Origin of the sequence: Rhodococcus sp. 1163 (assembly GCF_002091985.1) — a bacterium.
GTDB lineage: Bacteria > Actinomycetota > Actinomycetes > Mycobacteriales > Mycobacteriaceae > Rhodococcoides.
On record NZ_MKKX01000039.1, the window covers coordinates 12,588 to 35,112 of the forward strand.

The 22,525-nt window shown below is 62.0% G+C and carries 24 protein-coding genes; 11 read left to right on the forward strand and 13 right to left on the reverse strand.

Annotated elements, in window-relative coordinates:
* The first annotated feature begins 3 nt into the window (after positions 1–3).
* Positions 4–1,509 (forward strand): DUF4153 domain-containing protein, encoded by a 1,506-nt coding sequence (locus tag BJD99_RS20390; RefSeq protein WP_084349031.1) that lies wholly within the window; start codon positions 4–6, stop codon positions 1,507–1,509.
* Positions 1,510–1,526: 17 nt separating this feature from the next.
* On the opposite strand, the gene BJD99_RS20395 is transcribed toward BJD99_RS20390, so the two are convergent.
* Positions 1,527–1,868 carry a DUF2200 domain-containing protein gene (locus tag BJD99_RS20395; RefSeq protein ID WP_084349032.1) on the reverse strand — a complete coding sequence of 114 codons (342 nt, stop codon included), beginning with the start codon at positions 1,866–1,868 and terminating at the stop codon, positions 1,527–1,529.
* A 123-nt stretch (positions 1,869–1,991) separates the two neighbouring features.
* On the opposite strand from BJD99_RS20395, the gene BJD99_RS20400 reads away from it, so the two are divergent.
* The 6 genes from BJD99_RS20400 (at position 1,992) to yhjD (ending at position 7,360) form a co-directional block, all read left to right on the forward strand.
* Positions 1,992–2,279 (forward strand): DUF6412 domain-containing protein, encoded by a 288-nt coding sequence (locus BJD99_RS20400; protein ID WP_084349033.1) that lies wholly within the window; start codon positions 1,992–1,994, stop codon positions 2,277–2,279.
* A gap of 63 nt (positions 2,280–2,342) precedes the next feature.
* Positions 2,343–2,969, forward strand: a complete 627-nt coding sequence (locus BJD99_RS20405; RefSeq protein WP_084349034.1) for an ABC transporter ATP-binding protein — start codon at positions 2,343–2,345, stop codon at positions 2,967–2,969.
* Positions 2,957–4,345, forward strand: coding sequence for a DUF6297 family protein (locus tag BJD99_RS20410; protein ID WP_143542257.1), 1,389 nt, complete (start codon positions 2,957–2,959; stop codon positions 4,343–4,345). Before BJD99_RS20405 ends, BJD99_RS20410 begins: the two co-directional genes overlap by 13 nt.
* Before the next feature lie 113 nt (positions 4,346–4,458).
* Complete coding sequence (locus BJD99_RS20415) at positions 4,459–5,205, forward strand: exodeoxyribonuclease III (RefSeq protein WP_373270570.1); 747 nt, start codon at positions 4,459–4,461, stop codon at positions 5,203–5,205.
* A 45-nt stretch (positions 5,206–5,250) separates the two neighbouring features.
* Positions 5,251–6,291, forward strand: coding sequence for a tryptophan--tRNA ligase (trpS, locus tag BJD99_RS20420; protein ID WP_084349063.1), 1,041 nt, complete (start codon positions 5,251–5,253; stop codon positions 6,289–6,291).
* Positions 6,292–6,331: 40 nt separating this feature from the next.
* Positions 6,332–7,360 carry an inner membrane protein YhjD gene (gene yhjD / locus BJD99_RS20425; protein WP_084349037.1) on the forward strand — a complete coding sequence of 343 codons (1,029 nt, stop codon included), beginning with the start codon at positions 6,332–6,334 and terminating at the stop codon, positions 7,358–7,360.
* Between the two features lie 9 nt (positions 7,361–7,369).
* On the opposite strand, the gene BJD99_RS20430 is transcribed toward yhjD, so the two are convergent.
* From BJD99_RS20430 to sdhC, 5 genes are all read right to left on the reverse strand, one after another.
* On the reverse strand, positions 7,370–8,671 hold the full coding sequence (locus BJD99_RS20430; protein ID WP_084349038.1) for a D-alanyl-D-alanine carboxypeptidase family protein: 1,302 nt from the start codon (positions 8,669–8,671) through the stop codon (positions 7,370–7,372).
* A gap of 467 nt (positions 8,672–9,138) precedes the next feature.
* Positions 9,139–9,918, reverse strand: a complete 780-nt coding sequence (locus BJD99_RS20435) for a succinate dehydrogenase iron-sulfur subunit (protein ID WP_084349039.1) — start codon at positions 9,916–9,918, stop codon at positions 9,139–9,141.
* A 1-nt stretch (position 9,919) separates the two neighbouring features.
* Positions 9,920–11,671, reverse strand: a complete 1,752-nt coding sequence (gene sdhA, locus BJD99_RS20440) for a succinate dehydrogenase flavoprotein subunit (protein WP_084349040.1) — start codon at positions 11,669–11,671, stop codon at positions 9,920–9,922.
* Positions 11,672–11,687: 16 nt separating this feature from the next.
* Positions 11,688–12,143, reverse strand: a complete 456-nt coding sequence (locus BJD99_RS20445; protein WP_084349041.1) for a succinate dehydrogenase hydrophobic membrane anchor subunit — start codon at positions 12,141–12,143, stop codon at positions 11,688–11,690.
* A complete protein-coding gene (sdhC, locus tag BJD99_RS20450) occupies positions 12,143–12,553 on the reverse strand; it encodes a succinate dehydrogenase, cytochrome b556 subunit (RefSeq protein ID WP_084349064.1) in 411 nt (136 codons plus the stop codon). The genes BJD99_RS20445 and sdhC overlap by 1 nt, the downstream gene beginning before the upstream one ends.
* A 262-nt stretch (positions 12,554–12,815) precedes the next feature.
* Here sdhC and BJD99_RS20455 point away from each other — a divergent pair, with 262 nt between their 5' ends.
* The 3 genes from BJD99_RS20455 (at position 12,816) to BJD99_RS20465 (ending at position 15,681) form a co-directional block, all read left to right on the forward strand.
* Positions 12,816–13,229: a cytidine deaminase gene (locus tag BJD99_RS20455; RefSeq protein WP_084349065.1), complete on the forward strand. Its 414-nt coding sequence runs from the start codon at positions 12,816–12,818 to the stop codon at positions 13,227–13,229.
* Positions 13,222–14,505, forward strand: coding sequence for a thymidine phosphorylase (locus tag BJD99_RS20460; RefSeq protein WP_084349042.1), 1,284 nt, complete (start codon positions 13,222–13,224; stop codon positions 14,503–14,505). The genes BJD99_RS20455 and BJD99_RS20460 overlap by 8 nt, the downstream gene beginning before the upstream one ends.
* A gap of 87 nt (positions 14,506–14,592) precedes the next feature.
* On the forward strand, positions 14,593–15,681 hold the full coding sequence (locus BJD99_RS20465; protein WP_373270571.1) for an adenosine deaminase: 1,089 nt from the start codon (positions 14,593–14,595) through the stop codon (positions 15,679–15,681).
* A gap of 7 nt (positions 15,682–15,688) precedes the next feature.
* Here BJD99_RS20465 and BJD99_RS20470 read toward each other — a convergent pair whose 3' ends face one another.
* Together BJD99_RS20470 and BJD99_RS20475 are read right to left on the reverse strand one after the other, a co-directional pair.
* Entirely contained in the window at positions 15,689–16,954 is a 1,266-nt protein-coding gene (locus BJD99_RS20470) for a primosomal protein (RefSeq protein WP_084349044.1), read from the reverse strand.
* 15 nt (positions 16,955–16,969) lie between these two features.
* Entirely contained in the window at positions 16,970–17,275 is a 306-nt protein-coding gene (locus tag BJD99_RS20475; RefSeq protein WP_256895972.1) for a YbaB/EbfC family nucleoid-associated protein, read from the reverse strand.
* A gap of 381 nt (positions 17,276–17,656) precedes the next feature.
* On the opposite strand from BJD99_RS20475, the gene BJD99_RS20485 reads away from it, so the two are divergent.
* Complete coding sequence (locus BJD99_RS20485) at positions 17,657–19,081, forward strand: recombinase family protein (RefSeq protein ID WP_084349047.1); 1,425 nt, start codon at positions 17,657–17,659, stop codon at positions 19,079–19,081.
* Here BJD99_RS20485 and BJD99_RS20490 read toward each other — a convergent pair.
* The 5 genes from BJD99_RS20490 to BJD99_RS20510 all read right to left on the reverse strand — a co-directional run bounded on the left by BJD99_RS20490 (position 19,059) and on the right by BJD99_RS20510 (position 22,486).
* Positions 19,059–19,376, reverse strand: coding sequence for a hypothetical protein (locus tag BJD99_RS20490; RefSeq protein WP_084349048.1), 318 nt, complete (start codon positions 19,374–19,376; stop codon positions 19,059–19,061). The genes BJD99_RS20485 and BJD99_RS20490 overlap by 23 nt on opposite strands.
* Positions 19,377–19,378: 2 nt before the next feature.
* Complete coding sequence (locus BJD99_RS20495) at positions 19,379–21,208, reverse strand: phage minor capsid protein (RefSeq protein ID WP_084349049.1); 1,830 nt, start codon at positions 21,206–21,208, stop codon at positions 19,379–19,381.
* 122 nt (positions 21,209–21,330) lie between these two features.
* The gene (locus tag BJD99_RS20500; protein WP_084349050.1) at positions 21,331–22,002 is read right to left on the reverse strand and encodes a hypothetical protein; all 672 of its coding nucleotides are present in this window, start codon (positions 22,000–22,002) and stop codon (positions 21,331–21,333) included.
* Between the two features lie 113 nt (positions 22,003–22,115).
* The gene (locus BJD99_RS20505) at positions 22,116–22,298 is read right to left on the reverse strand and encodes a hypothetical protein (protein WP_084349051.1); all 183 of its coding nucleotides are present in this window, start codon (positions 22,296–22,298) and stop codon (positions 22,116–22,118) included.
* Entirely contained in the window at positions 22,295–22,486 is a 192-nt protein-coding gene (locus tag BJD99_RS20510) for an AlpA family transcriptional regulator (protein WP_084349052.1), read from the reverse strand. Before BJD99_RS20510 ends, BJD99_RS20505 begins: the two co-directional genes overlap by 4 nt.
* Between the last annotated feature and the right edge of the window lie 39 nt (positions 22,487–22,525).

Below are 22,525 nucleotides of genomic sequence, written 5' to 3' on the forward strand. Positions count from 1 at the left end.
GTCATGCCCGCAACAGAAAGAGGTCTTTTCGTGATCGTCGTAGACAAACCCGAAACCGTTGTGAGAAAGCAGAACTGGTCCCTGTGGCCGCGTCGAGTCTGGCCGCCGCGCCGTTACGCGGCAGCGCCGCGCAACGTCTTGATCGGTGCGCTGGTCGTCGGGTGCATCGGTGCGGTAGTTCTCGGTGATCGCGGGATCGGCTACCCCATCACTGCCGTGGCGATCATCTTTGCGGCATTACGTGCATCGAAGGGTGCACCGACGCGGTGGCAGATGGTCGGTGCTGTGGGAGTCGTTGCCCTGAGTTCGATCGCCGCATTCCGTGCTGCGGAGTGGCTCGTGACGCTCGCCGTCGTAATGGCCGTTCTCGTCGCCGGGGTGGTGCTCTCCCGCTCGTGGACGTGGACAGGTGTCGCTCTCGGTGCACTCATTCCCGCGCTGGTACCGGCCCGCGTAGTGCGTTGGTGCACCCGCGGATCGCGCAGAATCGACATGGGGGGACTTGCACCTGGTCGAGTATTTCGCGTCGCAGCCACGACGGCAGTGCTGTTCCTCGTCTTCGCAGGTCTTTTCGCCGGAGCCGACCCGCAGTTTGCCGAAGTCCTGTCGAGCGCGACACCGACGGTGCGAGTCGACAGTGGATTCGCCCGGATTCTCCTCTTCGCGCTGGTTGCCGCGGGGACACTCGCGGTGTCGTACGTCGTAGCAAATCCGCCCCGATTCGATGCTCTGGCCCGGCCGAGCGCGGGGTCACTCCGGCTGTGGGAGTGGACTGTTCCGCTGGGAACGTTGATCGTTCTGTTCGCGATGTTCGTCTTCGTTCAACTTCGAACCCTGTTCGGTGGCCAAGCACACGTCAGGACGACCGACGGATTGACCAACGCCGAATATGCACGCCAGGGGTTCTGGCAGCTTCTCGCGGTGACGGTCCTGACTTTGCTGGTGCTCGCGGTCACGATCCGAAAGGCGTCCCGCGTGTCCGGATCCGACCGCCTCGCACTGCGTCTGCTGCTGGGCGTGCTCTGCGCACTGTCGCTCGTGATCGTCGGATCGGCACTTCATCGTATGTCTCTGTACGAACAGCAATACGGATATACGACATTGAGGGTGTTCGTCACCGCGGTGGAATTGTGGCTCGGATCGGTGTTCGTCCTCCTGATGGCCACCGGAGTGTCGATGTCCGGCCGATGGCTACCCCGCGCGGTTGTGGGAAGTGCAGTTCTGACCGTCCTCGCGTTGGCAGTGATCAACCCCGACGCCTACATCGCTCGGCAGAACGTGGATCGCTTCGAGCAGACAGGAAAGATCGACACGACATATCTTTCACGTCTGTCCGCCGACGCCACCGAAGAACTCGACCGACTCGAAGAGCCGTATCGCAGTTGCGCGATCGGCAGAGCTGTCGCAGCGGAGTCGAGTTGGAACGAATGGAATCTGGCCGACGCCCAAGCCCGTCGCATACTGACCGAACAGCCGCGACGACAGTGCGCAAGCCATGCAGTTCGGTGACATCCCGAAGCGTCGAGCTATGCCCGTAGGACCTTCTCCATCGCACGGCCCTTGGCCAACTCGTCGACCAACTTGTCGAGGAAACGGATCTTCTGCATCAATGGATCTTCGACTTCTTCGACGCGCACCCCGCACACCTTGCCGGTGATCAACGACGTATCAGGGTTCATCTCCGCGTCGGCGAAGAAGTCCTCGAACGTCGTTTCGGCGGCCAGATGCGCGTTCAATGCGGCTTCGTCGAATCCGGTGAGCCACTCGATCACCTCATCGAGTTCGGCTTTGTTGCGGCCCTTGCGTTCCAACTTCTTCACATACAGCGGATACACGGACGCGAAGCTCGAGGTGAAGATCCTGTGCATGTGTTCGAGTGTAGTTTCACGAGCTGACAGTTGGGCTTCCGGAGACGCCGTTGAGCAAGTATGGTCGAGACTCGCTTCGGCGATGCATCACTGCTTCACGACTGAACGAGGAAGGGGAGCCGAGTGAAGTTCCTCCACCTCGTTGCGACCTACCTCGTTCTACTCGTGGTACTTGCCACGTTCCAAGATTCGGTGTTCGCTGCCGCATTCGGACTCGTGCTCGCAGCCGTCGTCGTCACAGTCGTGGTCATCTCGGGTCGGCGCGGTCTCATTCTTCTGCTTCCACGGACCGATCACGGCCCCGACCACGAGCAACGTCGACTTCGCGGGTCCTTCCGTAGACAGTATCGGCCCGACGAGCCAGGTCGGCCTATGCCGCGAGCACCCGGTTCCGTGGTGGGGGCACTCTGAGTCGTCGAGTTCTCCCACTCCTTAGCTTTTGTGCACTTGCGAGGAATCCACGGGAGAATTCATATGCTTGTCATTACCAACGCCACCAGGCGTTTCGGTTCGCTGACCGTGTTCGGCGGCATCAATTTCAGAGTCGACGAAGGTTGCGCGTGCGCGATCGTCGGGTCCAACGGTTCGGGGAAGACGACCCTGCTGCGATGCATATCAGGAGCAGACAGGCTCGACGAAGGCACGATTTCGCTCTTCGCGACGGAGGTCGACGAGTCCTCACCGGTTTTTCGATCTCGGGTCGCGTCCGTTCTCGACGACCCTGGCACGTTTCCACACCTGACGGTGAGCGAGCATCTTCAGCTCGTCGCGGCCGCCCACGGCGCACCGAACTCGTACGAGATCGCGACGGAGGTTCTGGAGGGAGTGGGGCTCGGACGCGCCGCCGATCAGCTGCCCGGCACCTTGTCCAGTGGCCAGAGGCGCCGGCTTGCACTGGGTTCGGTGTTCGTGCGCCCGCGAAAGATGCTCGTGCTGGACGAGCCCGAGCAACGCCTCGACACAGCAGGCAGGAAATGGCTCGCGGCCGCGCTCGTCCGGGAGAAGCAGTCGGGATGCATCGTCGTGATGGCCTCACACGACCGCGAACTCGTTTCCTCTGTTGCTGATACAACTCTGGACGGTGACGTGTGGCCACGATAGAACTCGCGCGAACGTATCCTTCCGCGCCTTCGATTCGGCGCCGGGTCCGCGGGTGGCGCCGGGAACGTCAGCCGATCGACCTAGGTGATCACCTGACGGTGTGGGGGCTACCGATCTTCGTCGGTGCCGGGTTGCTCTGGTGGCTGATCGGGCACGAATCGGGAGCCATGTCCTTCTCCAATGCTCTACCTGGTGGTGCGGCGAAAGTCGAGGTCGAGGTCGGGTTCGGTATCACGATGATCGCCTTCGCCGCTCTGATGAAGGCAATCTCGGAACTCGGTCCACTCGCGATCGGTTCTACGAACAGGCATTGGCTCTACTCGTCTCCGGTCTCTCGCGGAGCGCTGTTGGCACCCCGATTCGCGATGTCCACCACATTCGGTGCGATCGGCGGGCTTGTTCTGGTGCGAATGTCGACGCTGTTCACCACAACCCCGGTTCCATGGTGGTGGTGTGGCCTTCTCGGTGCGGCGCTCGGCGCGGGATCAGTCGGATTCGGTGTCGTTCGACAGCAGGACGGGCATGCCGCCACGCTCTATCGAGTGGCAATTTCAATGATTGCTTCGATCGGAGCGATCTGTTGTGCGGGGGTGTTCCTTTCGACCCCGCGAGTTTCGCCGCACGTTGCGCTCGCTCTCGCTGTCGGCGCGATCGTCGCATCGGGGGTCGGAGTAGCACTCGGGGCATACCGCTTGCGCCACTTGGACGCTGTCTCCCTGAGCGCCGGATCGGACCTGCTCACCGCCCTGCGTGCATCGACGACCATGATCGACGGTTCGATACTGTCCGCCGAGTTGGCATCCAGGACGTGGCGACTGATGGGCTCGGCACCCTCACGCCGTTTTCGCTGGAACGGCGCAAAAGCGCTGATCGAAGCAGACTTTCGACGTGTCCATCGCGATCGTGGGGCGGTTCGCCTGCTCGGTTACATGTGCGTTCTGCCGTATGTGTCCGGTGCGACGGTCAGCGCGGCGGCGATTCCCGTCGTGGTGCTCTTGTGCGCGGTGACGGTCGCCGGCCGGTTCGGGCGAGGGTTGCGAGATATGAATGCGTCGAACACGTTTCGAGCGGTGTTCGGAGGTAGCGACGCCGGGATCAGGATGGCGCACCTGGCGACGCCGGCGGCGGCAGTCTCGATCCTTTTCGTGGTGTGCTTACCGATTCTCTGGCACGCTTCCGTGATCGCGGTGACGGTCATTCCGGTGGTTGCGCTGCTGGCCCTCTACAGATCGACGAGTCGGCCGCCACTGGATTACGGCGGCCTGATCCTCGAGACGCCGTCCGGCCAGATTCCGGTGGACATGATTCGTCAACTTGTGCGGGGACCGCTCGTCGTCGCTGCAGCAGCCTTCCTGCAACTTGCCGTCGCTATGTGAAGGGATGGTAGCGGTGACTTCGAGTGTCACAGGGCTCGGATACGGTGCCCCACGTGCCTATCACCGTCTCCACAGTCAATGTCAACGGAATCCGTGCTGCCACGCGTAAAGGAATGCTGCCATGGTTGGAGGCGACCGAAGCCGACGTGATCTGCCTGCAGGAGACCCGTGCGAACGACGGCGAGTTGACCAAGGCGCTGGCACCAGCATTGGACAGCGGCTGGCATCTGGCGTCGGCAGAGCCGTCGATGAAAGGCCGTAACGGTGTGGCCATCCTCTCGCGTACCGCTCCGGACGCCGTTCGCGTCGGGATTGGTGCAGAGGAGTTTGCGGAGTCCGGCCGCTACATCGAAGCGGACTTCTCCGATGTGACGGTGGCCAGTCTGTACCTGCCGTCCGGTGAGGTCGGCACCGAGCGCCAGGATGAAAAGGAACGTTTCATGGCGGTCTTCGCGAAATATCTCGCGAGGACGGCCACGTCCGCGATCGCGGAGGACCGTGATGTCCTCGTGTGTGGAGACTGGAACATCGCGCCCACCGAACTCGATATCAAAGCGTGGAAGACGAACCGGAAGAAGTCCGGATTTCTGCCCGAGGAGCGCGAGTGGGTGGCCGCACTTCTTGCTCCGACGTCCCCGTGGACCGACGTCGTGCGCGAGCTCAACCCTGAGGTCGAGGGCCCGTACAGCTGGTGGTCGTATCGCGGCAAGGCCTTCGACAACGACGCGGGTTGGCGGATCGACTATCAGTTGGCGACGCCGTCGCTGGCCGAGCGCACCAAGGACGCCGTCACCGAACGCGCCGAGGCATACGACCAGCGTTGGTCCGACCACGCCCCGGTCACCGTTCGCTACCGCTAGAACCTGCGCGTAATTCGGTTGTCACCACATGAAAAGATCGTGACCATGTCTGCCCCCGCCACCACCGATACACCGCAAGGTCCGCGACAGCGCGTCCTGTCCGGAATCCAGCCGACTGCCGATTCGTTCCACCTCGGCAACTATCTGGGGGCAGTACGTCAGTGGGTGGCGCTCCAAGACGATTACGACGCTTTTTACTTCATTCCGGATCTGCACGCCATCACCGTTCCGCAGGACCCGAAGGCGTTACGTCAGCGGACTCGGATTGCTGCTGCGCAACTGTTGGCAGTGGGGATCGATCCGAAACGATCCACCTTGTTCGTGCAGAGCCAGGTGCCCGAGCACGCTCAGCTCGCATGGGTCCTCAATTGCATCACCGGTTTCGGTGAAGCCGGCCGCATGACTCAGTTCAAGGACAAGTCCGTCAAGCAGGGACGTGATCAGACGACTGTCGGGTTGTTCACGTATCCGGTTCTCATGGCAGCCGACGTTCTGCTCTACCGGCCCAATCTCGTTCCGGTAGGGGAGGATCAGCGTCAACACCTCGAACTGACGAGAGACTTGGCACAGCGTTTCAACACCCGGTTCAAGAAGACCTTCGTGGTGCCGGATGCTCACATCATCAAGGGCACGGCCAAGATCTTCGACTTGCAGGAACCGACGGCCAAGATGAGCAAGTCCGGTTCCAATCCTGCGGGCATCGTCAACATGCTCGACGACCCGGCTCTGTCGGCGAAGAAGATTCGTTCGGCAGTCACCGACAACGAGCGCGAGATCGCATTCGACCCGGAGAAGAAGGCCGGCGTCAGCAATTTGCTGGTCATTCAGTCGGCGTTGGGAGGTCGATCCGTGGACGACCTCGTGGAGAGTTACCAGGGCAAGGGCTATGGCGACCTGAAGTCGGATACGGCAGAAGTGCTCACCGAGTTCGTCACGCCGCTTAAGGCCCGGGTCGATGGGTATATGTCCGATATTGCCGAGTTGGACCGAATCCTCGCAGACGGCGCGGATCGGGCCAGGGAGGTAGCTTCACGGACATTGGCTCAGGTGTACGACCGAGTGGGGTTCCTGACTCCGCGCTCGTAACAGCTTCGAGAGCACCGACGAGGCCAGAGACAGCGAGAGGGTGATTGTCGTTCCCGACTTCACAGCGATACTGCAGGAACGCCGGGACAAGTGGCCATGGCTCGACCATACGGTCAGGGCCGCACAGCGATACCAAGCCCAGAACGGCGACTACTATGCCGCCGGAATGACCTACTTCAGTGTGCTTGCATTGTTCCCGCTGCTGATGGTCGCGTTCGCGGTGGCCGGATTCGTCCTCGTGGGACATCCGGAGTGGCTGAACAGCATCAGTACTCAGGTGACCGAGAGCATTCCCGGCAGCTTGGGCGAGACCATCAATTCGCTGATCGAGTCGGCCATCGAGTCGCGCGCGAGCGTCGGCATCATCGGTCTCTTGGGCGCTTTGTACGCGGGGCTGGGTTGGGTGGCAAAACTTCGAGCCGCGCTGACTGCGATGTGGGAGAGTCAGCGCGAGCAGGGCGGTTTCGTCTCGACCAAATTGAAGGATCTGGCGGCGCTCTTCGGTCTCGGCCTGGCTATCGTCCTTTCGCTCGGCTTGTCTGCGCTCAATGGCGGGTCGGTGATGCGGAGCCTGCTCGAGTTCTTCAAGCTCGACAGTGTGCCGGGTGTCGGAATCTTCTTACGGGTCTTTTCGGTGTTGTTGGCGCTCGTTGCGACGTGGGGCCTTTTCACCTGGGTGATCTCGCGCCTGCCACGCGAGCCAGTGCCATTTCGTAGTGCCTTGGTGGGCGGTCTGCTGGCTGCCGTCGGTTTCGAGATTTTCAAGCAGATTGCGGTGATCTATCTGGCGTCGGTTACCAGTGGGCCTGCAGGCGTGGTGTTCGGTCCCATCATCGGTTTACTCGTATTCGTCTTCACAACTTCACGGTTCGTGTTGTTCGCGACAGCATTCTCGGCGACCACGACTGAAAGTATGTCCATGGCATTCGTACCGCCGCCGGACCCAGCGATCATCACCACCCGCGTCGAGGTCAACGACGGCCCGTCACTCAAAGGCGGCATTGCCCTCGTCGGTGCGGGAGCACTCGCTGCGGTAGGTCTTACGGGATTGCTCGGCCGTCGTAAATGACGGCCGACATCACCTGCGTCGGTTGAGTTGACGCGCACCCAGCATCAGCCCGATCACCACGAGTAGCCCGATCGCACCGATGCCGACCCGGACTGCCGTGTCCCCGCTCGCTTCCAGAGCGGACGCACGGGTGATCGACCCAGCGTGCGCAGGGGGAGCAGCAAGCGCAGGGACGGGGGCGGTGGTTCGAGTGCTCGTGACGTCGCCGGCCGAATCGGGCTCCACGAGAGTGCCGACACTCGTTCCTGGGGGGAGCGCGAATCCGTAGTCCAGCAGGCGCGCTGCTTGCTCCCAAGGCCGGATGGGCAGGACGTCGCCCATCATGATCGTCACCGCCAACCGTCTCCCGTCCTTCTGTGCACCGCCGACGAAAGTTTGCCGGGCGTCGTCGGTATAGCCGGTCTTGCCACCGAGAGCGCCTTCGTAGTTGTAGAGAAGCTGATTGTCGTTGGACAGGATGAAGCCCGGGCGGTCTTGATCATCCGGGATGCTGGGGTCCTTGGGGAATCCTGGGAATTGAACATTCTCGGTCGAGATGAGCGCAGCGAAGGTCGGATTTTCCAGTGCGGCACGGAAGAACAAGGCGAGGTCGTAGGCAGAACTGGACATCCCCGGAGCGTCGAGGCCGGACGGGGTTGCAGTGTGCGTGTCCAGCGCACCCAGCGACTCGGCGAGAGCGTTCATCTTGTTCACCGCCGCGGCGTCACCACCCAGCTGGGTCGCCAGAGCGTGGGCTGCGTCGTTGCCCGATGCCATCACGAGACCCTGCATCAACTGGAAGTTGCTGTAGACGCCGTCTTTTCCGATGCCGACTGCGCTACCTTCGGCACTGGCATCCTCTGCCGTCGCGACGACGACTTTGTCGAGATCGAGTTCTTCCAACGCCACCAGTGCCAACAGGATCTTGATGGTGCTCGCGGGCCGATAGCGGCCGTGTGGGTCCTTCGCGGCGATGACGTCGCCGGAATCGAGATCCGAGAGCACCCACCCGGTTGCGGAAATATCAGCGGGAAGCGGAGGAGCGTCGTCCGGGGTAATGGTTCCACATCGGCTCAGTTGTGAGCCACCGACCGGGTCGGCGGGGACGGGTCGCGGCGCAGGAACCGTCTCGCCTGGCGACGGCACCTCGGAGAGGTCGATTGCCGGAGGCGGCGACGTGGCGAACGGGCAGTCGTCGGTGTTCGGCGTCGTGAACGGTGGAGTCGTGACGGCCGGAGGCTCGGCGGCAGGCTGCGCGAGGGCAGGGCTGCCCGCGGTGAACAGGGCAGCGGTCGTGGCGAGGGCAGCGGTCACCCGGAGGATCGTTCTCATCGCGAACCACCGTATGCGCTCCGATCGGCGAATCTGCGCCGACCCACCGATCAGTGCCGCATCCAGTCGCAGGCCTTGGGTCGTCGACGATCGGTTGCACCTCCACCGACATCAACCCCTGTCCCATCCGTCCTCTCCTCGACCTGCTCGGGTTGCTCAGCACAGGCTCCGCCAGTGGAGGCCGATAGGGTCATCGCGAAAAATTTGGCCGTCACGCAACCCGAGGTGAGCCGCATCGTCAAGAAGTTGTGGCTCGCCCCCTTCGGCACGTGAGTGCAGTCCGCGCGGTGTTCCCAAAACACGTATCGAAGATCTCGGGTGCGTTCGGTGCGGTGCCGCACGATAATCGCGTGCAGTGACCGAGAGGCGACTATCGGTGTAATACGGGGTGCAACGCCACCTGACGCGTGAAAGGCGCATTCATACGATCGAATCGTATGAATGCGCCTTTCACGCGGTTGCACGAACTAGCGAGCGAAGAGCAGAGCCCGCTTGACTTCCTGGATCGCCTTTGTCACCTGAATGCCGCGAGGGCAGGCATCGGTGCAGTTGAAGGTGGTGCGGCAACGCCACACGCCTTCGACATCGTTGAGGATGTCCAGACGCTCGGATGCACCTTCGTCGCGGCTGTCGAAGATGAACCGGTGAGCGTTGACGATGGCGGCGGGTCCGAAGTAGCTGCCGTCGCTCCAGAACACGGGGCACGAGGTCGTGCAGCAAGCGCACAGGATGCACTTGGTGGTGTCGTCGAACCGAGCGCGGTCGGCGGCGGACTGGATCCGCTCACGCGTCGGCTCGTTGCCCGTGGTCATCAAGAACGGCTTGACGGCACGGAACGCGTCGAAGAACGGCTCCATGTCGACGATCAGATCCTTCTCGACCGGAAGACCCTTGATGGGCTCGATCGTGATGGTCAGCGACTTCGACGAATCCTTCGGAAGCATGTCGCGCATCAGCACCTTGCAGGCGAGACGGTTGACTCCGTTGATGCGCATCGCGTCACTACCGCACACGCCGTGGGCGCAGGAGCGGCGGAAGGTCAGCGTGCCGTCGAGGTAACCCTTGACGTACATCAACAGGTTCAGCAGGCGGTCGGTCGGCAACGTCGGGACCTGAAAGCTGTCCCAGCGCTGTCCGTCGCCGCTCTCCGGATTGAAGCGGGCGATCTTGAGAGTCACCATGACCGCGCCGTTGGGAACGGGCGGTTGCGAGGACTGGTCTGCCTTGTCGAGAGTGGGGGCGCTCATATCAGTACTTCCGCTCCATCGGCTCGTAGCGGGTCTGCACTACCGGCTTGTAGTCCAGACGGATGTCGGTCAGCAGACCTTCGCCTTGCTTGTAGGCCATGGTGTGCTTCATGTATTCCGCGTCGTTGCGGTCCGGGTAGTCCTCACGAGCGTGTCCGCCACGTGACTCCTTGCGGTTGAGTGCACCGACGACGGTGACCTCCGCCATTTCGAGCAGGAAGCCGAGTTCGACTGCCTCGAGGAGGTCACTGTTGTACCGAGCTCCCTTGTCCTGCACTGTGATGTGGTTGTAACGCTCCTTGAGGGCGCGAACATCCTTCAGTGCAGTCTCGAGTCGCTCCTCGGTACGGAATACCGAGGCGTTGTTGTCCATCGACTGCTGCAGTTCGGTCCGGATATCGGCCGCACGCTCGTGACCGTGATCGGACAACACGAGTGCGAGCCAATCTTGGACCATCTTCGCCGGCTCTTCGGGAAGAGGCGTGAAGTCGACCGAGTTGGCGTGCAGCGCTGCGGCGATTCCGGCGCGACGACCGAAGACGTTGATGTCCAGAAGCGAGTTGGTGCCGAGGCGGTTGGCGCCGTGTACCGAAACACATGCACACTCGCCGGCCGCGTACAGGCCGTGCACGATGTCGTCGTTGTTGCGCAGCACCTCACCGTTGATCTTGGTGGGGATACCGCCCATGACGTAGTGGCACGTCGGGTAGACCGGCACGGGCTCCTTGACCGGATCCACACCGAGATAGGTGCGGGAGAACTCCATGATGTCGGGGAGCTTCTCGTCCAGAACTTCTTCTGGGATGTGCGTGACATCGATGTAGACGTAGTCCTTGTTGGGACCGCCGCCACGCCCTTCGAGAACTTCGAGAACCATCGACCGCGCAACGATGTCGCGGGGGGCGAGATCCTTGATGGTCGGGGCATAGCGCTCCATGAAGCGCTCGCCGGATTCGTTACGAAGGATGCCTCCCTCACCACGAACGGCTTCGGAGATCAGGATCCCAAGACCGGCAAGGCCTGTCGGATGGAACTGGTGGAACTCCATGTCTTCGAGCGGGAGGCCCTTACGGAAGACGATGCCCATGCCGTCACCGGTGAGGGTGTGGGCGTTCGACGTCGTCTTGTACATACGTCCCGAGCCGCCGGTTGCGAAGATGATCGACTTGGCGTGGAAGATGTGCAGCTCACCGGTCGCCAGTTCGTACGCGATGATGCCGGTAGCTACCGGGCCGTCTTCGGTCTCGGTGAGGCACAGATCGAGCGCGTAGAACTCGTTGAAGAACTCGACGTCGTGCTTGACGCAGTTCTGGTAGAGCGTCTGCAGGATCATGTGCCCGGTGCGGTCGGCGGCGTAACACGCGCGACGAACGGGCGCCTTGCCATGGTCACGGGTGTGGCCACCGAAGCGACGCTGGTCGATCTTGCCCTCGGGCGTGCGGTTGAACGGCAGGCCCATCTTCTCGAGGTCGAGAACGGCGTCGATCGCTTCCTTGGCCATGATCTCCACGGCGTCCTGGTCGGCGAGATAGTCGCCACCCTTGACGGTGTCGAACGTGTGCCACTCCCAGTTGTCTTCCTCGACATTGGCCAGCGCCGCGCACATTCCGCCCTGAGCTGCGCCGGTATGCGAACGAGTGGGGTAGAGCTTGGTCAGAACTGCGGTGCGGGCGCGGGGCCCGGCCTCGATGGCCGCTCGCATGCCTGCGCCACCGGCGCCGACGATGAGCACGTCATAACGATATTCCTGCATGAATGCTTCAGTTCCCTTAGCTCGCCGAAATGTTCGGATCGAAGGTGAAGATGACGTACGTACCCAGTCCCATGATGAGAATCATGGACAGCACGAGCAGTGTCGTCAGCCAGAATCGCGTCGAATCCTTGCGTGAATAGTCCGCGATGATCGTCCGCAGACCGTTGCCGCCATGCAACTGAGCAAGCCAGAGCATGGAGAGGTCCCAGAACTGCCAGAACGGGCTCGACCAGCGGCCCGCTACGAATGCGAAGTTGATGCGGTGCACACCCTCGTCGAGCATCAGCATGATGAACATGTGGCCCAGGACGAGGACGACGAGCGCCAACCCTGAGAAGCGCATGAACAGCCACGCGTAGAGCTCGAAGTTGCTCCTCGACTTACGGCGCGGGGAACGTGGGTTGTCCAGACTTGCCGGACGGTCGTAGATCTTGCCGAGGGACTTGGCCTCGGGTCCGTGTGTCATTGCCATCAGTGCCCGCTCGCTGTGAACATGTTGTAGAAGATTCTGCCTGCCCCCGGAACCATGACCACGATCCATACCGCGGCGATGACCCACAACATCAACTTCTGGTACCTCGGTCCCTTGGACCAGAAGTCCACCAGCATGACGCGGATGCCGTTGAGTGCGTGATAGAGCACCGCAGCGACGAGACCGAGCTCCATCAACCCCACGAGTGGCGTCTTGTAGGTGTCGATGATCGCGTCGTACGTTTCGGGGTTGACACGAACCATTGCCGTGTCCAAGACGTGGACGAACAAGAAGAAGAACGTCAACACGCCCGTGATTCGGTGTAGGACCCAGGACCACATTCCCGGATCACCGCGGTACAGCGACCGCTTTCGCTCCTTGGCCGGAGCGGCTTCCGTCGTGCTACTCATCGAGTGCAATGCCTCCAACGTCATTGATGGACGCATCGAGCCTGGGCCCCGGACTGTGGCCGGCTCGATTTGTCTTACTCCGGCTCAACGGTTAGGGAAGAGCCTCCGTCTTCGAACTGTAATCCCCTTGGAAACACGGAACTAATTCGACTCGAGGTTCGTACCGACCCCAAAATCTTTGTTAGGTATGCCTTCCCAATTTTACATGATCGGTTCAGTAGCGAGGCTGCGCACGATGGGTGTTCGTGATTTGATTGCAGGTATGCCGGAAATTGACTGGAAAACGTTGCGAGACAAAGCTCATCGAGTAATGAGGCAGGCCTATGCACCGTATTCGAACTACCCCGTGGGTGCGGCCGCGCTCGTAGACGATGACCGAATCGTGACGGGATGCAATGTGGAGAATGTCTCATATGGTTTGGGCCTGTGCGCAGAGTGCGGGCTGGTCTCGAACTTGCATTCCACCGGCGGCGGACGTCTGATCGCCTTCACCTGCTGTGACAGTCGCGGCGCAAAGCTGATGCCGTGCGGCCGATGTAGGCAACTTCTGTTCGAGTTCGGTGGCGCGCAGTTGATCGTCGACACCGACGCCGGCCCTGTGCCGCTGGGCGATCTACTGCCCTCCGCATTCGGCCCCGATGATCTCGCAGCCGGACGGGAGAGCGAGCATGTCTGACGCCGTATCGATCATCGCCGCCAAGCGCGACGGGCACATACTGACCAAGCGGCAGATCGACTGGGTCATCGACGGGTTCACTCGCGGCACCGTCGCCGACGAGCAGATGTCCGCACTCGCGATGGCGATTGTCTGGCGCGGTCTCGACCGGAGAGAGCTGAGCGACTGGACGGCCGCGATGATCGACTCGGGCGGCAGGATGGACTTCTCCGATATCGCTCGACCGACCGTCGACAAGCACTCGACCGGAGGCGTCGGCGACAAGATCACCCTGCCGTTGGCTCCGCTCGTCGCCGCATGTGGAGCGGCGGTGCCGCAGCTGTCCGGTCGGGGACTCGGACATACCGGCGGCACACTCGACAAGCTCGAGTCCATCGCCGGGTGGCGCGCCGACCTGAGCGCAGAGGAAATCCACTCGATTCTGTCCGATTCGGCTGTGGGCGCGGTGGTGTGCGCAGCGGGCGCAGACCTGGCACCCGCGGACAAGAGGCTCTACGCACTTCGCGACGTCACCGGAACTGTCGAATCCATTCCCCTGATCGCCAGCTCGATCATGAGCAAGAAGATCGCCGAGGGAACCAGCGGGCTGGTGCTCGACGTCAAGGTCGGGGCAGGGGCCTTCATGAAGAACATCGACGATGCTCGTGAACTCGCTACGGCCATGGTTGCTCTCGGCTCCGATGCCGGGGTGCGCACGGTCGCACTTCTCACCGCGATGGATGCCCCGCTGGGGATGACTGCGGGCAATGCTCTCGAAGTCGAGGAATCGCTCGAGGTGCTGAGCGGCGGCGGGCCCGCGGACATCGTCGAGCTGACGATCACGCTGGCTCGAACCATGCTGACCGTGGCCGGCATCGAGGGAATCGACCCCGCGGACAAGCTTGCCGACGGCTCCGCGATGGATCGGTGGCGAGCGATGGTGGCCGCCCAGGGTGGCGATCCGGATGCGCCCCTTCCAGTAGCGAAGGAATCTCGGACCGTCACGGCCGAGCAGGACGGTTTCATCACCGAACTCGACGCCATGGCGGTGGGCGTCGCGGCCTGGAGATTGGGTGCCGGACGTGAGCGCCAGGGCGAGCCCGTTCAGGCCGGTGCGGGGGTACGCCTGCATGCCAAGCCGGGGGATCGAGTTGTCGCCGGCCAGCAGCTCGCCACGCTCTATACCGACACGCCGGAGAAATTCGACTATGCGACCGAGGCTATCGATGCAGCCTGGAGCATCGGTGACTCCGCGCCCGGCATATCGCCGATCGTGCTCGATCGCGTCGGACGGTAGGTCGAGCCCAGGACAGCTCGGCCTAGGCGGGCTACCGTTCACGGTATGAGCACCGCCGAGATTTTTTCGACACCTTCCGGCGGCGCGATGCCGCTCGACTCCAATTCCATCAAGACCGCTCCGAAAGCGCTGCTGCACGATCATCTCGATGGTGGATTGCGCCCGCAGACGGTTCTCGAACTCGCCGATCAGTGCGGATACGACGATCTTCCCGCGACCGACGGCGCGGCGCTGGGGGAGTGGTTTCGCAATGCCGCCGACAGTGGTTCCCTCGAGCGGTATCTGGAGACTTTTGCCCACACCGTTGCGGTGATGCAGACACCCGAGGGTCTTTCGCGGGTAGCCCAGGAATGCGCCGAGGATCTGGCCGAGGACTCGGTCGTCTATGCCGAGGTTCGATTCGCACCCGAACAACATCTCGAGCGGGGGCTCTCGCTGGACGAAGTCGTCGAACACGTCCTCGCGGGCTTTCGTGCCGGAGAATCTGCAGCGCAAGTGAAAGGCAAGCGAATTCGGGTGGGGTGTCTGCTCACCGCCATGCGGCATGCCGCGCGCTCGCGGGAGATCGCCGAACTGGCCGTACGGTTCCGTGACCGTGACCGCGGCGTCGTCGGCTTCGACATCGCCGGTGCCGAGGCAGGGTTCCCTCCGAGTCGCCACCTTGCCGCGTTCGAGTATATGCGAGCAGCCAACGCGCACTTCACAATTCATGCCGGCGAGGCCTTCGGTCTGCCGTCCATTCAAGAGGCTGTCGCATTCTGCGGCACGGATCGGCTCGGTCACGGTGTCCGGATAACCGACGACATCACCGTCGCGCCCGACGGCACGGCGTCACTCGGGCTACTCGCCGCCTACGTTCGGGATACGCGGATGCCACTCGAATTGTGTCCGAGTTCGAACGTGCAGACCGGAGCCGTGGAAAGCCTGCAGAAGCATCCGTTCGACCTGCTTGCCAGACTGCGGTTCCGTGTCACGGTGAACACCGACAATCGGCTCATGAGCGACACCTCGATGAGCCGTGAAATGCACAAGCTCGTCACCACGTTCGGCTACGGCTGGACCGATCTCGAGCGCTTCACCATCAATGCCATGAAGTCGGCATTCATTCCGTTCGACGAGCGTCTCGAGATCATCGACGACATCGTCAAGCCCGGTTACGCAGTCTTGATCGGCTAGCGGAACCTCACTCCTTGCGTAGGCGCCCCTCGAACTCGCGCTCGAGTTCACGCCACGCCTCCGACTCGACATGGAACGGGGCACTGGGCGCGAGCCTGTTCGGATCGGGCTCGAGCGTGTAGGACACGAACCAGCCCAACGGGGTGGATCTCGCCAGCGCCGTTTCGACGGAATCGTCCTCCGCGAAGTCGGCCGCGTCGGTGAACAACTCCACGGCGAGATCGAGCTGATCCGCGTCGACGGCCGTGGGCCCGTCGGCCAGATCGTCCGCCAGTCCGGGAAGGACGTACACGTTCTCGTCGGTCACCTCGATACGGAGCGATCCGTCCACGGCGGCGATCTGTACTTCGGCGTATGTACTCACCTTTGCCAGTTCGTGGTCATGGTCGTCGGCGAGGTAGCGAGCCAGTGCGCGTTCGGATCCGAAGACGGTGATGGCGCCGGCGCGGCCGAGGAAGATGGGATCGTCGTCGATGTAGCAGCGCAGGGTGTACAGCGTTTCGTCCGAGGTGATGATCCGGATCGGGTCGATGCCGACAGTGGTCCAGAAGCTCTCCTCTGCGGCTGCGTCAGCGATGGGATCCGGAGTTTCGTCGTCGGTCTCATCGTCATCGTCATCGTCGTCATCGGATTCTTCGTCGTTCGATACATCGTCTACGTCGACGATGTTCTCCGCGGCCGCGAGCAGTTCCGCTTCGGCCACGTCGACGGCCGCGCTGTCGACATCGGGTGTCGTCACGACCGAGTCGATGGCGTCGATCACCGCACCCCAACTCTTCGCGATCGAGGTGCCGATCCGATCCCAGAGGTCCTGACCGTCCTTGCCCAGGTATGCCTCCACGCCCATTCCCACTGATCCCAGATGTGGGTTGCCGGCGAAAAATGCGGTGACCGTGTTCAGTTCACAGACATCACCGAGGGTCTGGACCATTTCGAACGTTGCCGCGAGCTCGCCGAGGACATCGGAGTCGGGATCCTCGGCGACCAGTTCGGGAACACCGACGAGGTCGAAACGGTGAAGATCGTCGGGTTCGAGTTCATTGGCTGCGAGAGCCGAGACCACGGTCCACGAGGGGTGATCGACGAGGTCGTTGTCGCTGTCGTTTCTGATGAACGCAGCGAGGTGCGCGACGGCCTCGAATCCGTAGAGGTCTTCGTCGTGTCCGAGGAATGCCTCCCACTCATCGTCTCCTTCGTGCCACTCCGGAGCCCAGAGGGTGACGAAGTCGCCGCGGGTGAGTCGGAGTTCGATCGGGATGATGTCGCCAGCCATGGCCGGAAGCCTATCTCAGGTCGCCGATAGCGAGCTTCGCATCTGTTCGAGGATCCGCCGACGCTGGTCGAGTGCGTCGCGAGCAGCCGCCGCGGCGACTTCGGTGATGGTCTCGGTGAGTTTTGGTGCGGACTGGCGAGAGAGATCCTCTGCCAATTCCAGGCCCACCATCGCCCCGGTGCTGTCGACCGTCACACCGACCAGTCCATCTACCGAATGCCTGGTGATACGCAGGCGTGCGAGCCCGTCCGAGACGAGGTGCATGGTGTCCAGGGCGAGGTCGGCTCGGGCCACGAGTGCTTCGACGGCTTTCTCGGTCATACCGACCTCAGCCAGCTCGTAGGTGCAGGTTCTACATCCAGTCGCCGATTATCTTCGGCGGCTACCGTCGATGCCTTCGGCAGCCCGAGGCGATCGAGAATGTGGGCCTCCATACCGTCGTTTTCGAGAAGGGCCCGGCGCTCTGCTTGCGCGAGTTCGGTTGCACGCGTGCATAACTGCAGTATCGTTCGGGCCAATTCTGTTCCACCGTATTGTAATTCGCGCTGATCGGCGTGAATTTCGGTCGGGATTCCACTTTCGGTGGCTCGGACGCGAACCGAGTCCGAACGCGTGGCAGCAGTAGCCGAGATCTCGATCATTCGGTCGGCCTGTAGAAGCCTTAAAAGTGTCAACCCCAACCGAATGAACTAGACTCACACCATGAGAGCTGCCATCTATTGCCGCATGTCACGCGACCGTGAAGGATCCGGGCTCGGTATCGCAAGGCAGCTCGAAGACTGCGAAAAGTTGGCAGCCGAACGAGGCTTCGAAGTCGTCGCCACCTTCTCAGACAACGACCTATCCGCATACGGAAACAAGTACAGACCCGAATACGAACGGATGCTCGCAGCGATCCAGCGGAAAGACTTCGACGTAATCGTTGCCTGGCACAGTGACCGAATCACCCGCCACCCATCACAGCTAGAACAGTTCATTACCGCCTGCGAGCTAGGCGGCGTCATGGTCCACACCGTGCAAGCAGGCCAAGTCGACCTAGATACCCCGCAGGGGCAGATGATGGCCCGCATTGCCGGCGCGGTGGCACGGCATGAGGTGGACCACGCACGTAAGCGCATGAAACGGGCGCACGAACAGGCCGCGATGGACGGCAAGTGGCGTGCCAGACGCCGCCCCTTCGGATACCTGCAAGACGGTTCCGCGCTTGTGGAGACCGAAGCGGATGCGCTCCGAACTGCTGCCGACGACCTACTGCGCGGGGTCAGCTTGAGGGCCATCGCTCGCGATTGGAACGAACGTGGGATCACGACAACCGGTGTAGCGAAGGGATGGAACGCGACGGGTATTCGTCGCCTCCTGTCGAATCCGCGGTACGCAGGATTGCAGGAGTACAACGGCAAAGTAGTTGGTACCGGGAACTGGCCGACAGTGATCGACGTCGATACCCACCACGCTGTCACTGGGTTTCTTGCAGATCCCACTAGATCGAACCGTGCCAGCTACGAACGCCGCTACCAAGGCTCGGGTGTGTATCGGTGCGGTGTTTGCGGTGCGCCGATGACGATGATGCATGGAACCCCGCACGAGTCGAGACCCGACAAAGACGGTGTGGTGAAAAAGTCGAGCGGCCTGCACTATCGCTGCACCAAGTCGACCCACCTGTCGAGGCAGGGTGAGGCTGTCGACGAGGTGGTGACCAAGGCTGTGCTCGGGTGGCTCAGTAGCGCTAAGGCGTTGCAGAAGCTATCTGTCGAGACTGTCGATTTTCCTGCGGAGCAACGTAAACGTGACGGCTTACAGGGCAAGTTGAAGAAGTACACGCTGATGTTCGCGAGCGATGACATCAGCGCCGAGCAGTTCAAAGATGGCACGGCGGAGGTCCGGGCACAAATCGCTGCGATCGATGCGAAGCTATCTCAGTATCGGGGTAGTTCACCGATGCTTGACCTCGCAATGTCACGTGACGATATTCAGGAACGCTGGGACCAGCTCACCCCGGACGTACGCGGTTCCATCATCAACGACCTAGTGATAGTGACTATAAGAAAGGGCGAACGTGGGCTACGAAAATTCGATCCCGAGACCGTGAACATTCAATTCAGAATCAGTAATTCAGAAGAGTCTTGAGGTCGCCTATCTCCACCTCGGGGTTGCCGTGTTCGCGGACAGTCGCATCGAAGGCGGCAGTGGCAGACTCGCCACGCCTGCACGCATCAGTGAGCGCACGACGTAACCCGTTCGCGGCATCGCGGTCAGAACCGTCGACGTACGACAACTGCACACCGTCACGATCATCGGTCCACAAGATGCCGAGGCCGTCGAGAATCGCCCACCTGCCGGGGCCGACCCGCTCACCGCCATAGAACCGAGTGTCACCGATCGCCGCCGCGCCCACATCATTCGGATCGGACAAACTACCCATGCCTAAAGCACACCCTTCGATGGTTGCTGTGACGTGATCCTAGCGAGAAGTACCCGTTTACCGTCCTCGATGAACGAGTCGTAGATTTCGTATCCGACACCGCGACCGAGGATCAGTTCGTTCTCTTCGGGACCGTATGCGCCGAGACCCCGCTGCCCCTTCGGATGCGAGGACACATATAGGGCCTTGGTGCCCTCTGGTACGTCGAGACGCAACTCCACCAGCTCGTTAACCAACGTGCCCAGTCCGTCCGCTGGTAGCGCCGACCGCATCGCTGTCGACATGAAACCTTCGTCGCGGAACGACTGCCCGACCAGTGTGGTGATGTCACTGCCCCCGGTCAGGCCGTACACAGATGCGCCGACGTCGCGGGACACCCGGATAGCTTCTGGTACGCGTGGCGCATCCTCTATGGCACGGTCCAGGCTGCGTGCCGTAGCGCGTGCTTCGGCAGTGAGGTCGGCGTCGATACGCAACGGACCATTGATCGTCTTAAAGCCTGTCCCTGTGTACTTGCGGACATCGTCGGCGGTCGGTGCGTCGAGCTTGTCTGCGTAGTCATGCCAGATCGCGTGGCCACCGCGGCGGCCTTCGTCTTCGGTGAAGATCGACGGAGTGTTCGGTTTCGCGGGTGAGATCTTGGGGAGACTCGCGGGAGCCTTCTTCGAATCACCGCGCCCGAACACACCACTAATACGTTCGCGTTTGGGCTCACGCACAACACCAGTCGCGTCGACGTGCTCCGCAATACGCTTACGGCCCTCAGCGATCTTGCGTTTCGCCGCTGCTGCATCACCAGGCCCGAGTGCGGCTGCCTCTTCACGGCGCGCCTTGCGTACCTCACGTTCGAGCCTACGGAGTTCCTGCGTGTTCCTGTACCCCTCAGGGTCCACCTGAACTTGCGGGGTGGTCTGTCGGGTACCGGGGATGTACGCAGACACCGTGTGCCGGCATCCGGGGTGCTGGAATCCGCGGGCCTTCGCCCCTTCGAGGGAGTTCACGACATGGAACACGGTGTCGGAGCCGTCGAGTTCCGACTCGGCAGTGACCTTCCCGATGTAGTCACCCGACGCCGAGAGAATCTTCCCTTGAAACGGTTCACACTGCGGCGCGCAATTCTTGTGTGTGGAGACGCGTAGGAAGTCGAGGCCCTTCTCTGCCAGGCGTGCGACAGTACCTTCGGTCAGCGCTCGCATGGTCGCCGAACGGGTCGCCATCTCGACATACGACGAGATGTTCCACTGCCTGCCCGCCTTGTCTGTGAAGCCCCGGACGCCCTGCTCTGCGAACTTGTTCAGAGCGAATTGGGCTGCCTCTTCGCGGGTCGCCGATCCGGTTACGGCGCGGCCTACGATGTCAGAAACGACGGTGCGGTAGTCGTCTTCGATGTTGCGAATGATGTTGCGGTGCAATGCATTCGACTTGACGTAAAGTTCACGTGAGAGTGCTTCGACGGCGTGCGTGTTCACGGCGCGACGGGAGCTGATGTTCATTCCCGGGTTCAATGGTGCGAGGGATCGACCGACCGATCTCGAACCCAAGTCTGCACCCTCGCGGACAGTGTTCGGCAGGGCAGTCTTCGACCACTCATCCAGTGCGGTAGCGGTCTTGCGGGCGTCATCCTTGAGTGCTGTCATCTCGTTGAGCAGTGCTCGGTGGAGTGGTTCTTCGCGGCCCATTTTCGCTTCGGCGATCACCTTCGGATCGTCCGCATGCCCCAAGCCACGCTTGACCGCTGCGGCTGCCCTACCGATGAGATGGCTCTCGGCGTCGGCGTATATGTCCGCGACTCGTCGGGCGGTCGCATCCATTGTGGCGATGTCGTCGGACATGAATGCCTGCCTTCAGAAAGACGTCAACCCCGGCACTCCCACACAGGGTGCCGGGGCTGATGGTGAGGTTCGGTTAGCCGTGCGCATGTCTGACGTGAAACACGGCTAACCGAAGACTGGGATCATGCCGAAAGATGCTCAGCCAGTTCAGCATTGGACGGACGTGAAAGCCCTAGCCGTGACTGGATTGCTGGGGCGTACGGGATCGGCAGGCCGTCGTGCCGCTTCGCTACCTGGTCGAGGGCGTGACCGACCCATTCGGAGGTGCGGAGTCTGCCGTACGTCTTGCCGTCGACCTTCACTGAGACGTAGGTACCGCCGCCTATGAGGTCGGCTACTGCGTGGTTCTGCGGATCGACCAGGTGATTGTCCGGGTCACGCTGGCGTTCGCCGGCTGAACTGGACTGGCACCGGACGCCTGCCTCATCGAAGACGCCAGCGACTGATTGGATGGCGTCGTTGCAGTTCTCCACCGCGGCGTACAGCTTCTCGAGTGCAGCTACCGCACCATCGAACGCTTTCAGCGCTTGACCTGCGCTGGCTTCGGCAACGATCGTCGCAGCCTTGGCCTTCGCGTCGGCCTGCGCCTGCAACGCTGCATGCTCTGCTGCCTGACGATCGCGGCGCGACTGGCCCTCGGCCTTGAGTCCATCGAGTTCGACGGCTGCGCGTGCCTCAGCGAGGGCGGATGCTTCGACAGGTTCACCGTTCAATGCTCGCGCTTGCAGGTCCGCTAAGTGTTCTTCGGCGGTCAGGTGGACGGTCGTGTTTTCGGCTGTTGCCTCGGTGCTCATTGTGATTCCTTCTGGGGGTTCAGTGTGGGGTAGCGGCGTTCGCGGTACTCGGCGCGTAGTGCGTCGATGCGGTCGGCCTGTGTGGGTTCGCTCTGCTGCTCGGTGTCCATGTGTTAAGCCTTGGGATCGATTGCGCCGTAGGTGGTGTCGTACCATTTGCATAGCTGCGCGTCGGCTTGCCGGTAGCGTAGGAGTGCCGAGAACTTCGCTGGTTGATCGTTGGCGGACTCTGCTGCGACCAGTGACGAGATGGCTGTGAATGATTCGTCGAGGATGTCTTCGAGCGTGTCGGTCATGCCACACCCCGGCTCTCGCGTCCAGCGATCCACGCGTCCAGATCCTCGGACCGAACCCGGACAGCGCGGGCGTTCAGGTGGATAGCGGGAAGCTCCCCGGACTTGATGAGCTTGCGGACGAATTGGTGATTGACGCCGAGCTTGTCTGCGGCGTCGGTAACGGTGACGAGCACGGCTTCGACCTCCATGTGTCGTGAGTGGGCATGAAAAAACCGCGACACGTTGGT

Coding starts and splice junctions, on each gene's coding strand:
- BJD99_RS20390 (WP_084349031.1), top strand. CDS start 4: ATGCCCGCAACAGAAAGAGGTCTTTTCGTGATCGTCGTAGACAAACCC.
- BJD99_RS20395 (WP_084349032.1), bottom strand. CDS start 1,868: ATGCACAGGATCTTCACCTCGAGCTTCGCGTCCGTGTATCCGCTGTAT.
- BJD99_RS20405 (WP_084349034.1), top strand. CDS start 2,343: ATGCTTGTCATTACCAACGCCACCAGGCGTTTCGGTTCGCTGACCGTG.
- BJD99_RS20415 (WP_373270570.1), top strand. CDS start 4,459: ATGCTGCCATGGTTGGAGGCGACCGAAGCCGACGTGATCTGCCTGCAG.
- trpS (WP_084349063.1), top strand. CDS start 5,251: ATGTCTGCCCCCGCCACCACCGATACACCGCAAGGTCCGCGACAGCGC.
- BJD99_RS20430 (WP_084349038.1), bottom strand. CDS start 8,671: ATGAGAACGATCCTCCGGGTGACCGCTGCCCTCGCCACGACCGCTGCC.
- BJD99_RS20435 (WP_084349039.1), bottom strand. CDS start 9,918: ATGAGCGCCCCCACTCTCGACAAGGCAGACCAGTCCTCGCAACCGCCC.
- sdhA (WP_084349040.1), bottom strand. CDS start 11,671: ATGCAGGAATATCGTTATGACGTGCTCATCGTCGGCGCCGGTGGCGCA.
- BJD99_RS20445 (WP_084349041.1), bottom strand. CDS start 12,143: ATGGCAATGACACACGGACCCGAGGCCAAGTCCCTCGGCAAGATCTAC.
- sdhC (WP_084349064.1), bottom strand. CDS start 12,553: ATGAGTAGCACGACGGAAGCCGCTCCGGCCAAGGAGCGAAAGCGGTCG.
- BJD99_RS20455 (WP_084349065.1), top strand. CDS start 12,816: ATGCCGGAAATTGACTGGAAAACGTTGCGAGACAAAGCTCATCGAGTA.
- BJD99_RS20460 (WP_084349042.1), top strand. CDS start 13,222: ATGTCTGACGCCGTATCGATCATCGCCGCCAAGCGCGACGGGCACATA.
- BJD99_RS20465 (WP_373270571.1), top strand. CDS start 14,593: ATGCCGCTCGACTCCAATTCCATCAAGACCGCTCCGAAAGCGCTGCTG.
- BJD99_RS20470 (WP_084349044.1), bottom strand. CDS start 16,954: ATGGCTGGCGACATCATCCCGATCGAACTCCGACTCACCCGCGGCGAC.
- BJD99_RS20475 (WP_256895972.1), bottom strand. CDS start 17,275: ATGACCGAGAAAGCCGTCGAAGCACTCGTGGCCCGAGCCGACCTCGCC.
- BJD99_RS20485 (WP_084349047.1), top strand. CDS start 17,657: ATGAGAGCTGCCATCTATTGCCGCATGTCACGCGACCGTGAAGGATCC.
- BJD99_RS20490 (WP_084349048.1), bottom strand. CDS start 19,376: ATGGGTAGTTTGTCCGATCCGAATGATGTGGGCGCGGCGGCGATCGGT.
- BJD99_RS20495 (WP_084349049.1), bottom strand. CDS start 21,208: ATGTCCGACGACATCGCCACAATGGATGCGACCGCCCGACGAGTCGCG.
- BJD99_RS20500 (WP_084349050.1), bottom strand. CDS start 22,002: ATGAGCACCGAGGCAACAGCCGAAAACACGACCGTCCACCTGACCGCC.
- BJD99_RS20505 (WP_084349051.1), bottom strand. CDS start 22,298: ATGACCGACACGCTCGAAGACATCCTCGACGAATCATTCACAGCCATC.
- BJD99_RS20510 (WP_084349052.1), bottom strand. CDS start 22,486: ATGGAGGTCGAAGCCGTGCTCGTCACCGTTACCGACGCCGCAGACAAG.